This is a genomic window from Pedobacter sp. (genome assembly GCF_035566355.1).
Classification (GTDB): Bacteria; Bacteroidota; Bacteroidia; order Sphingobacteriales; family Sphingobacteriaceae; genus Pedobacter.
The window spans coordinates 1-11,059 of the sequence record NZ_DATMRL010000583.1 but is presented as its reverse complement, the minus strand read 5'-3'; the positions used below and the strand labels follow the sequence as shown (position 1 = coordinate 11,059).

At 42.8% G+C, this 11,059-nt stretch carries 8 protein-coding genes; 4 read left to right on the top strand and 4 right to left on the bottom strand.

The window, feature by feature from the left end; genetic code table 11:
* The 4 genes from VNZ46_RS22900 to VNZ46_RS22885 all read left to right on the top strand — a co-directional run.
* On the top strand, window positions 1–1,176 hold a 1,176-nt coding region (locus tag VNZ46_RS22900; protein ID WP_325562961.1), incomplete at its 5' end, for a TolC family protein.
* The gene (locus tag VNZ46_RS22895) at window positions 1,154–2,377 is read left to right on the top strand and encodes an efflux RND transporter periplasmic adaptor subunit (RefSeq protein WP_325562959.1); all 1,224 of its coding nucleotides are present in this window, start codon (window positions 1,154–1,156) and stop codon (window positions 2,375–2,377) included. The genes VNZ46_RS22900 and VNZ46_RS22895, both read left to right, overlap by 23 nt.
* Before the next feature lie 4 nt (window positions 2,378–2,381).
* The gene (locus VNZ46_RS22890; RefSeq protein ID WP_325562957.1) at window positions 2,382–3,599 is read left to right on the top strand and encodes an efflux RND transporter periplasmic adaptor subunit; all 1,218 of its coding nucleotides are present in this window, start codon (window positions 2,382–2,384) and stop codon (window positions 3,597–3,599) included.
* A gap of 30 nt (window positions 3,600–3,629) precedes the next feature.
* Window positions 3,630–4,169 carry a DUF3347 domain-containing protein gene (locus VNZ46_RS22885; RefSeq protein ID WP_325562955.1) on the top strand — a complete coding sequence of 180 codons (540 nt, stop codon included), beginning with the start codon at window positions 3,630–3,632 and terminating at the stop codon, window positions 4,167–4,169.
* Window positions 4,170–4,243: 74 nt separating this feature from the next.
* On the opposite strand, the gene VNZ46_RS22880 is transcribed toward VNZ46_RS22885, so the two are convergent.
* The 4 genes from VNZ46_RS22880 to VNZ46_RS22865 form a co-directional block, all read right to left on the bottom strand.
* Complete coding sequence (locus VNZ46_RS22880; RefSeq protein WP_325562953.1) at window positions 4,244–5,626, bottom strand: aspartate kinase; 1,383 nt, start codon at window positions 5,624–5,626, stop codon at window positions 4,244–4,246.
* 140 nt (window positions 5,627–5,766) lie between these two features.
* Window positions 5,767–6,222 (bottom strand): DsrE family protein, encoded by a 456-nt coding sequence (locus VNZ46_RS22875; protein WP_325562951.1) that lies wholly within the window; start codon window positions 6,220–6,222, stop codon window positions 5,767–5,769.
* A gap of 9 nt (window positions 6,223–6,231) precedes the next feature.
* Window positions 6,232–7,644: a sugar MFS transporter gene (locus tag VNZ46_RS22870; RefSeq protein WP_325562949.1), complete on the bottom strand. Its 1,413-nt coding sequence runs from the start codon at window positions 7,642–7,644 to the stop codon at window positions 6,232–6,234.
* A gap of 440 nt (window positions 7,645–8,084) precedes the next feature.
* A complete protein-coding gene (locus VNZ46_RS22865; protein WP_325562947.1) occupies window positions 8,085–10,937 on the bottom strand; it encodes an outer membrane beta-barrel protein in 2,853 nt (950 codons plus the stop codon).
* Window positions 10,938–11,059 lie beyond the last annotated feature (122 nt).

Genomic DNA, 11,059 nt, shown 5'->3' with positions numbered 1-11,059 from the left:
GTTAAACTGGATACCATTTTAAACCGCATTGAAAAAAACAATTTATTGTTACAAACCTATGCCTTAAAAGCAGAAAGTTATAAATACAAAGCGAAGGCAGGTACAGCATGGATGGCACCGATGGTTGGTGTAGGAACATTTATGACCCCCTACCCAGGACAAGTGGTGATGGATGACAGAGACAAAGGCTCCGTAATGCTCCAGCTGGAACAGGATATCCCAAATCCGGCGAAGCAGAACGCACAAAAACGCTATATAGAGTCTAAAGGCGATGTGGACATGGCTGGCCGGGCTATCGCCATGAATACCTTTAAGGCTCAGGCAAAAAGTTTGTATTATACCTGGATTGTAGCCAGTCAGCGCATTCAGATCTTGCAGGAAAACGACAAAATCATGCAAATGATGAAAAAGATTGAACAGATCCGTTATCCGTATAACCAGAGTCAGCTGTCGGGGGTGTATAAAGCAAGTGCAAAAATTGAAGAGAATCAGAACATGATCCGCATGCAGCGGGGTGATATTGCAAAAGCAAAGGCCTGGCTCAACAGTTTGATGAACTTGCCGGGAAACCAGGAACTGGAAATTGACACGAACTATACACCAAAGTTTATTCCTGAATCAGCCTTGGATACCACATTATTGGCCCGTCAGCGTAAAGACATTTTACAAATGGAACAAAATATCCGTTCCATGAAACTGGGTGTGGGCGCGATGAAAGCACAGGCAAAGCCAGATTTCAAACTTCGTTTTGACCACATGTCTCCTTTAAGTGGAATGATGCCCAAGGCCTATAGTGTGATGGGTATGATCAGTATTCCGATTGCACCCTGGTCTTCCAGAATGTATAAATCGGAAGTGAAGGCGATGAATTACGAAATACAGGCCATGGAGAAAGAACGCTCCGGTATGCTGCAGGAAAGCCAGGGGATGCTTTACGGTATGCAGTACGAGATCCAGAGTATGGAAAAAAGGATTGCCGCTATGGAAGACAAAATTGTTCCTGCACTGAAGAAGACCATGGATGCAGATTTTGCCAATTATCAGGAAAACAAGTTACAGATTACGGCTGTAATGGGTTCCTGGGAGGCTCTGACCATGATGCAGAACAATGTGCTGGATGAAAAAATGAAATTATATCAAATGATTATTGATTATGAAAAGGAATTATATCGCTAGCCTGCTGGTACTGGCGATGGCCGGTTTTACGGCCTGCCGCCAGAATAAGCCTGCTCCAGACCCGGATCATCATCAGAAAAAAGCAATGGCAATGGACCATGACCGAAGGGACACGAGTCTGAATTACTTACTTAAACCTGTCAATGAACAGGTAATTGCCAGAATACCGGTGATACAGGCCGGTTCGGGTTCCAGAATCTATATTGACCAGGTGCAGGGGCGTGCAACCTATGACACCAGAAACCAGGTGAGTATTTCCAGTCGGGTAAGTGGCCGGATTGAGAAATTATACATCAAATACAATTACCAGCCAGTAAAAAAAGGTCAGCTTATTTTGGAAATTTATTCTCCCGATCTGGCCGCTGCCCAAAGGGAATTATTATTGATCCAACGTTCCGGCGATCAGGAACATATGCTGCAGCCGGCTAAACAAAGGCTTCGTTTGCTAGGCATGACGGAGGCTGGAATACAAAGTGTATTGAAAACCGGGAAGATCTCCTACCGCATTCCTTTATACAGCAATGCATCAGGATATATTCTTGAGAAACAAAGCGGTTCCACACCTGCTCCTGCTCTGCAAAGCGCTCCCGCCGCAGCTGGGGGTATGGATGCTATGGGTACTTCCGAAAGTCCGGCAGCCAGCAGCACCACTTCACAAGGTGCTGCTCCAACAGCCGTTTTGCTTCGTGAGGGCCAGTACCTCAGTGCAGGGCAAAATATCTTTACAGTTTACCAGGCCGGTGAATTGGTCGCAGAGTTTTCTCTGAGACCTGCAGTAGCCGCAAACCTCAGTAAGCAAAGCAAAGTGATCGTTCAAAGAACAGCCGATAAAACACAAAGTTTTACAGGTAAAATTGGATTGGTACAACCGGTATTTAATTCTGGAGAAAATTTTGTACTGGCCAGGGTATACCTTAAAAACAACAATCTGCAGGTTGGCGAACTGCTTACCGGACAATTACCCATGCTTGCTTCAAAAGGGTTTTGGCTACCTAAAGAAGCGGTTGTATCACTGGGAAATCAAATGGTGGTTTTCAAAAAAGAAGGGCGGGTTTTTGTTCCAAAACTGGTAAAAACAGGTATTCAGCAGGACAAGGAGATACAGGTATTAGAGGAGATTGGACAATGGCAGGTGGCTAAAAACGCCTATTACTTAATTGATAGCGAGAGTTTTATCAAGACTAAAAACGAAGGGGTATAATCTTATGGAAAGGAAAGCATTTATAAGAAATTTTGTCATCGCTGCACTCGCACCAGCTGTACTTTTAAGCGCGTGCAACTCTGAAAAGGGTAATGACAAACATAAAGCCGGGGTTAAAGTACAAACCTATACCTGCCCGATGCACCCGCAGATTGTGCAGGACAAACCGGGTACCTGCCCCATCTGCGGGATGGACCTGGTCCCGTTTGAAAAGAATGCTGCAGAGACAGGTCTGAATTTAAACGCTGATCAGATGGCCCTGGCCAATATTACCACGATGGCGGTTGGCCTGAACGGGCTGCAAACCTATAAACAATTGAATGGCCGGCTGGTGGTAAATCCAGACCAGACAGCCTTCCTATCCAGTCGTGTGGCGGGTCGTCTGGAAAAATTATATGTACGGCAAACGGGAGAAAAGATCCATAAAGGCCAGCCAATTTATAAGATCTACTCCGAGCAACTGGCAGCTTTGCAACAAGAATACCTGTTGGCTAAGGCTCAGGCTACACAGTTCCCGGCAGATAAAACTTTTGGCGAGATCTTAAAATCTGCGAAGGTCAAGCTTGTTTTATATGGACAGTCTAATGCACAGGTACAAAAGCTGGAAAGCTCAAAAAAGACCGATCCTTATGTAAATTATTCTGCACTTGCAGACGGTACTGTAGCTGAACTTTCTGTAAGTGAAGGTCAATACGTTTCAGAAGGCAGTCCGATTATGCGCTTGGAAGGTTATCATTCCCTATGGGTAGAGGCGGATATATATCCCTCAGAAGCGGGAAGCATTAAGAACGGCGAACGTGTAAAAGTAGTTATCCCAGGATGGGAAAATGAGCCTCAGCTCACTACCATTCAATTTTCCACTCCGGCTTTACAGGAAAACAGCCAGCTGATGCAAATAAGAGGGTCTATTCCAAATCCTTCCGGGCAATGGCAGCCTGGCTTGCAAGCCAATATCTTTGTACCCTCCAACACAAATAAGGCAGGGGTTCTGAGCATTCCCGTTGATGCTGTGATCCGGGAAGGAAAAGGTATGCATGTATGGGTAGAGTCTTCAAAAGGTAAGTTTGAACCCAGAATGGTCAAAACAGGTGTAGAAAGTGCAGATCAGGTAGAGATTAAAGAGGGTTTAGCCGAAGGAGATCTGGTGGTGGTTACAGGTGCTTACCTGCTCTATAGCGAATATATTCTTAAAAAAGGAAAAAACCCTATGGCGGGTATGTAAATGGAACGGATACAGTTAAAAAATTATAAAATGAAATCAACAACAAAATATTTAGTTGCATTGATATGGGTAACACTATTTGCTACTGCTTGTAACAGTTCCGTAAAACAAGATCAGCCAGTGGAAGTCAAAGAAAGTCCGGTAAGTTCAAAGACAAGTCAGGCAGTTAGTTTAAAAGATGACCAGTTGAATGCCATCTATCCCTATTATCAGCACCTCACCGCTGCACTTGTTGAAGCGGATGCGACAGAAGCAAAGGTAGCCGCAGCGGCCATTGAACTCGGTGCTAAGGAAATCCCGGGTGCGGGATCCATAAGCAGCCTGGCTTCCAAAATTGCAGCAACCAACGATATAGAAACACAGAGAATAGAATTTGCTGCATTAAGTACCCATTTCATTGCCCTGCTTAAAAAGGCAGGAATAGGCGGAGGCGAACTGTATATCGCGCATTGTCCTATGGCATCTAACGATAAGGGCGCAGACTGGGTCACCAACTCCAGGGAAATCAAAAACCCTTATTTTGGAGAAAGCATGCTCACCTGTGGAACGATCAAAGAGACCTTAAAGTAATTCAAGTTGTTAAGTAAACAGGCTGGTAATTGTAAAGATTACCAGCCTGTGCTTTTATGATATTATGGCCTAATTTATACCTGGCTCATGGCCTTGTTCAGTGCAATAATGGCAGTTTTAAAATCCTCTCGGGCAATTAAAAACTGGATGTTGACTTTTCTCAAGGCAAAACCCGCGCTCTTAATATTTATTCCGCTTTCTGTAAGTGCTAATGCACTTTTTCCAAGTAAACCTGGTTCGTCCATATTTGAGCCCAGCAAACAGACCATGGCCACCTTTTCTACGGTTATCTTTTCAAAATCATCTTCCAGATCACTGATCAGTTTTTTATTAAAGTCCTGTTCCCAGATTACAATAGAGATGCTGTTGGCGCTGGTGGCCTTAAAGGTATAACTGACATTGTGTTTAAAGAAAGTCTGCATAATGTGCAGATCACTTCCAACACTGCCTACCATAGATGGATCATAAATGTCGATGATCAGGAGTTTATCCGTACCTGTAATAACTTCCACACGTTTGTGTTCGCAAACAAACTCTCTGGTGATCAGCGTACCAGGATGTGCCGGTTCAAAGGTATTCTTAATCCGCAGGTTGATCCCCCCGATTTCCAGGGGTTTTGAGGCCTTTGGATGGATAGCCTCCATACCTACATCGGCCAGCTGGTCTGCTATATCATAATTGGTATAGCCTACCGGAATGCAATTTTCTATACCAACCAAACCAGGATCTGCTGTAGATAAATGATACTCCTTGTGTATAATGGCTTCTTTTGGTTTTAAGAAACCAGCAATCTTGCTAAAAGTGACTTCAGAATATCCTCTGTCAAATTCACGCATAATTCCTTCTGTACCTTTTGCATAACCGGTTACAATGCAAATGGTATTTTCAAGATCAATGTTCTTGAAGGCATGTTTGATCCTTTGATCTATCGTAAATGCATGATGATCTCCAAAGCCGCTCAAATCAACAAGTGTAGCATTAATGCCTTTGTTTTGCAGAATATTGGTAAAATTAAAAGCGGAATGACTTTCTCCAATAGAAGCTAAAATTTCTCTGGCTGCCTGCAGGATACCTGTTTTACTTACATATCCGGAAGCCAGTATATTCGCTAAGTTTTCCAGATAGGTTTCTGCTTCTTTGACATGACTTTCAATAAACTGATCGGCAAGCGCCAGATCCAAACCAATACTTTTATATTGTTTATTTATCGCTTTTAACTGAACAATCAGGTTCTTTAAAGGGCGGTGAAAATCCTGATATTTTGCAATGCGGTGGTAAACCCCAGGTGCCCCTGTTTTCTTGTTTTCCAGGAGCATATTGGTAACGCCTGAAAATGCAGATACAACAAAAACCCGGTTGTAAAGTTCTTTGCCGCTGCGTTCAAATAAGATGATATTGTTTATAACCTCGTTAAGGGCACTCATAGAGGTGCCCCCAATTTTTTCTACTGTTAACATGTGTAATTTCTAATTCAGTTTCGCGCTAAAATTACAGGATTTTTTCTATTTCCCATGAATCATTGCATTTATTATACTGTTTAGCGCCAAATATTGTGATTTTCATTTTAATGGGCCGGATATCCGTTTCCAAAAGGTTTTTATGGATGCACAACCGCCCAGCCCTGTTGCTGACGAATGATGATTTCTCCATTACCGCTTGGGACATAGCTGATGAAGTCAAAAAGCTCCGTTTTATCAATATGTCTTTCCCGGATCGTATTCTCGCACTGTGCGAGAATTACACCTCTGGCCTGCAATTCAAGTAAAGTCTTTTCAAAAGGTCCATTTTTTCGATAAACAGCTACGCCATCACTAAAGGCGATCAGCTCCACTTCCAGCTTTCCTTTAAGCCGGGGATCATCCAATGCATTTTTTAGATTCCGTAAAGTCCCGGTAATTTTCTTTTCATCACCACTGTTCAGCACATAAAGTGCCTTATAGTGCTTTAATACAGCCTTCGCTCCAGTAAACTGTTTTGGCTGTGTCTGAGCAAAACTACCCGCACTGCACAGCAGCATCAACATTAGCAACCCGCTTATAACTTTTCCTCTCATAAGTTTGAATTAATGGTTAGTGTGTACTTTCGCCCCTTCCTTCAACTGGACTTTCTTCATACAATACCATCCGAAGATCAGGATATAGGCATAACAAATTGCCGGCAGGAAAAAGGAATGCTGTATCCCTATAGTATCTGCCAGGGCACCCTGGATCAATGGCACAATAGCCCCACCCAGGATGGCCATAACCAATAAGGAAGAACCCTGACTAACATATTTGCCAAGCCCGGATATAGCCAGTGTATAAATATTGGAAAACATAATGGAGTTGAACAAGCCAATTCCAAGAATTGGGTATAAAGCCATCGGCCCTGTGCTAAACACAGAAATAAGAATTAAAGCAATATTGATCCCTGCAAAAAGCACCAGTGTACGTGCCGGAGCAGATTTTCCAACTAAAAAAGCGAGCAGATTAAGTGCTATAAATACAATAAAGAAACTGGTCTGGGCAAAGCTCAGGTCAACGATACTAAAGACAAGAAGGTATACGACAGCTGAGGTAAGCACCATATAAATGATTTTCTTGGTCTTATCCAGTCCGCTCAATGAAATAGCCCCCAGGAACCTCCCGATCATGGCACCCCCCCAGTATAAGGACAAGTAATTTTTACTCACCACTTCCTGCAGGTTCATGATCTCTTTCTGGCTCATGAACGCGATCAATAAACTTCCAATTCCCACCTCTGCACCTACATAACAGAAAATACCCAGGATGCCAAGTTTAAGCTGAGGGAACTTAAGTGCACCCAAACCACCATGGTTTTCCGATTCTTCTGTGCTAAAAGACGGGAGTTTAACTTTATTGATTACCACAGCCAGCAGCACTAAAATTCCGGCAAAGATCAGGTAAGGGATGCGAGTGGAATCTGCTGTCACCTTGCCATTGTCCAAAAACAGGGAAAAGATCAAATGACCGCCCAGTACCGGGGCAATCGTTGTACCAAATGAATTAAAAGCCTGCGTTAAATTTAAACGACTGGAGGCACTCTCTTCAGGTCCAAGCAAGGTTACATAAGCATTTGCCGTAATCTGCAGAATAGTAAAACCCAGCCCCAGTACAAACAATGCCGAAAGAAAAAAGCCATAAACAGAGAAACTTGCCGCCGGATAAAACAAACAACATCCAATTGCAGAAAGCAATACACCCGCAATAATCCCTTTTTTATATCCTACTTTATTAATTGGATCCCCTTTATAATGTGAAATCAGGAAATAAATCAGCGATCCAATAAAATATGCTCCAAAAAATGCAAACTGCACCAACATGGACTCAAAAAAACTCAACTGAAAAAGCTCCTTTAAATGCGGAATCAAAATATCATTCATGCAGGTAATAAATCCCCACATAAAGAAAAGCAGGGTCATGGTTACGAGCGGTACGATAGATGTGGTCTTTTTAGCTTTTGTATGAATGTCCATAAAGGTATTTTAACGATAGAAATTGAATGTTCAATCGACAAATAAACAACTTGAAAATTGAAGATTTGTGTTCAATACGTCAAAAAAACGTCTTTTTTAAGTGATCTAGCCTCAACAAACTAAGCCTCAACCACAAAAACTAAGTAACAATTTCATCTCTTAGTCACAACCTGCAAAAAATAAACAATTCAACCAACACGCCCTGCAATTAAACTCCAATCTGCGAATACACCCTCCTAATAACATCCCTTACTACTCACACATCCTGCAATTAAACCCATGCCATATCACCCTAATACCCCCTCCTGGTCCCCCCTCCCTCTGCAATTTGCTCAGAAAATTTTGTATGCAGTTGAGGGAGCATTCGATGTCTGCGGGCTTTTTCAGCCCGCCTGAGATCGGCAGCCCCGAAACAGCATACAAAATTTTCTAAAATTCTCCTACATAAAACTGCCGTCTCCCCTGCGCATCACCCCTCTGCCATTTCTCCCTTTCATCCCGCTCCATTTCTGCAGCCTCATACTAAACCTCAACATAAAATACCTGCTCAATGCATTAGACTTTGTCTGTGTAATCGTACCATTTGCACTAACATCCTGGTTCACAAAGTTATTCTGGTTCAGAAGATCAAAAGCCTGTAAAGTCAACCTGCCCCTGCGGTTAAACAATTCCTTCTCCAGGTACATATTCACCACAAAAGGATTGGCCGTAATATTTGCACTGATCCCACTTACATAATTCTTGCTTGCACTGTAACCAAATAAAAAGGTATTCCAGAAATAAATCTTACCATCCACATTCAGCGCCACGGTATTGGTTTTAGTATCTCTGAAATTAGGGAGGCTATTATCTGACTTGGTATAATTATAAGACACATTCGGATTGATCTCAAACCAGTCATTCGGATTCATACGAGGACCAACACGCTCGATAAAAGTCTGTACCGTATTGATGTTCTTTAAGGAAGTATACATAGACAAACGGTGGTCGTAACTGGCCGATCCACTAAAGGAAAGGTTATATTTGCGATCGCTCAACTGTTTGCTTACCGAATAATTTCCGCCAATCTTGTACACGCCATTTGTATTCAGATAACGGGTTTCAGTAATATAAACTGGTGTAGGCAAATTTACACTCTGATCCACAATCTGTACATTATTGCTGATTACTGCATTTTCCGTCATGGATCCGTTTAGATTGACATTAAAGTTGAGTTTCGAATTGGCGATATAGTTATTATAAGTCGCATTAACAGAATGTACAAATGTGGACAACAGATTAGGGTTACCCACAATAGGATTTTGTGGATTCGATACATCCCTGACGGGCTGGATCTGGTCAAAGGAAGGTTCAACAGCATTTCCAGAATAGTTAATAGCCACCTTCTCTTGTCTGGACCATAAATACTCAAAACGGGCAATAGGGATCAGGTTAAAACTATTTCTATTGGTTGTGGTTCCTAAACTTACTTTAGTTCCTGAAAGCAAGGTTGGTACAGCCGTTATACCTACAGAGAACCGTACTTTCGACAAAGGTCCAACTCCATAACGGTAATTTAAAGCAATCCTGCCCTGGGTAAAGGAATAATTGTATATGTTACTCAGCGAGTCTATGATATGATCTGGCCCGCCGTTAACGATGTTCCTGGTGGTTGCGGTATTGTCATAACCGTTATAATTTACCTGGGCATTTAACTCCATCTGGGTATTTGCATTTAAAGGCTCCACATAGGTAAAACTTCCCCTGTAATTTGTCTGCAGGTTTTTACGGGCAATGATCCGGTTCACTGCTGAATCCCTTTGTTCCGTTTCAGCCTGGTTCAGAAAATAGATAATCTTCGTATCCTGTTCGGATTCCTGGTCCTGGTCGTTACTGTTCAGATCGGCCTGAACGGAGAAATTCCTTCTGGGCTTCGCAAAGATATGCTGGTAAAATACTGATGTTCCAATTTGAGGCGTTTTATTTGTACTGCTGTTTACCCCGGTACGGTTCTGGTGCAGAAATCCCGTCTGAATAATATTTGACATTCTGCTGCTGCTGGTCGAACCGTATTTCAACGTTGGAATGATACGTAAGAAATTATTACTGTCCAGGTTTGCTTCTATTTCTGCACGGAGATTATGGTTCTTGGTGAGGTTTTTACTCTCACTTGTTGAGGTGGCATAGGTATAAAACGTAGAACCATCCAACACGGTAGGTGTCTCCGAGTAACTATCATTTAAGGTCTTCACTTTAGTGGTAGAAAAGCCATAATTTAAATTCAATTCTACCTTCTTACCCAGTTTTTCCCTTATGCTGAAAGAGCCGTTACCTGCTGTAGTGGTACCACCGCTTCCGCCTCCGCTGCTGCCACTGTTGTTTCCACCGCCACCCTGACCTCTTCCTCCGCCACCACCGTTACTGCCGCCGTTATCTCCACTAGAAGCTACGCCGTTAACGGTATTGTTAAATTTGGCATTCACACCAATCGTTTGATTGCCATTGATACGGGTACCAAATAGCCCTGCATCATAGCGTTTGTTGTTTCCCGCACCACCGTTAACATTCAGCATATTTCCAACAGATTTATCTACGCGGGTAGTAATGTTCAGTATCTTTTCAGGATCACCGTCTTTAATCCCGGTCCTGGCGGCCTGGTCTCCATAATCGTCTACGATCTGGATCTTATCTACAATTTCAGCAGGCAGGTTTTTAATTGCGTTGGCAATATCTCCACCAAGGTATTCCTTTCCATTTAATTTGGCCTTGGTTACATTCTGCCCCTGGTGAACCAGCGTACCATCATTGCCAACTTCCATTCCCTCCATTTTTTTGAGCAGTTCATCTACAGTTGAGTTAGGCCGGACAATATAGTCGCTGGCCTTATACTCGACCGTATCTGTTTTATAGGTGATGGCGGGCGTTCCATTGATCACCACCTCATTCAGGTTATTTTTCTGTTCCTGGAGCACAATTGGATCCATGACAATTCTTGCAACGGCATCATTTTGTTTGTAACGCATGGCTTTAGTGGAGACATAGCCTATGCTTTGCACCATCAATGTATAAGTCGCAGATTTTACATTTTTGAAAACAAAGATCCCATCGGTATTGGTGCTTACTTTTAAAGTGTCTTTAGGAGAAGTGAGGGTTACGGTAGCCCCAATAACTCCAAGGTCTGTAGAGTCTTTGACAATTCCACTGATTTCCCTGAGGGCAAGCGGGGGTGGCAGTTCCTGCTTGCCGGGTCGCTGTGCCCGTACGTACAAGGAACTAAAAAAAAGGCACAGCAATAGCGCATAAGAATAGTTCATAAAATGGTATGTTTGGTTTATTTGTGTGTCTGTGTGTTACTTTGCAGCCAAAGTGTATTTGCCCCAGAAATCTGTCGGGCTGGTCATTTCCGGATCGCCGCCGCCATTGAAATCTTTCAATT

Bases quoted from the DNA above. Each gene is read 5' to 3' on its own strand.
- VNZ46_RS22895 (WP_325562959.1), top strand. From the start codon at position 1,154: ATGAAAAGGAATTATATCGCTAGCCTGCTGGTACTGGCGATGGCCGGT.
- VNZ46_RS22890 (WP_325562957.1), top strand. From the start codon at position 2,382: ATGGAAAGGAAAGCATTTATAAGAAATTTTGTCATCGCTGCACTCGCA.
- VNZ46_RS22885 (WP_325562955.1), top strand. From the start codon at position 3,630: ATGAAATCAACAACAAAATATTTAGTTGCATTGATATGGGTAACACTA.
- VNZ46_RS22880 (WP_325562953.1), bottom strand. From the start codon at position 5,626: ATGTTAACAGTAGAAAAAATTGGGGGCACCTCTATGAGTGCCCTTAAC.
- VNZ46_RS22875 (WP_325562951.1), bottom strand. From the start codon at position 6,222: ATGAGAGGAAAAGTTATAAGCGGGTTGCTAATGTTGATGCTGCTGTGC.
- VNZ46_RS22870 (WP_325562949.1), bottom strand. From the start codon at position 7,644: ATGGACATTCATACAAAAGCTAAAAAGACCACATCTATCGTACCGCTC.
- VNZ46_RS22865 (WP_325562947.1), bottom strand. From the start codon at position 10,937: ATGAACTATTCTTATGCGCTATTGCTGTGCCTTTTTTTTAGTTCCTTG.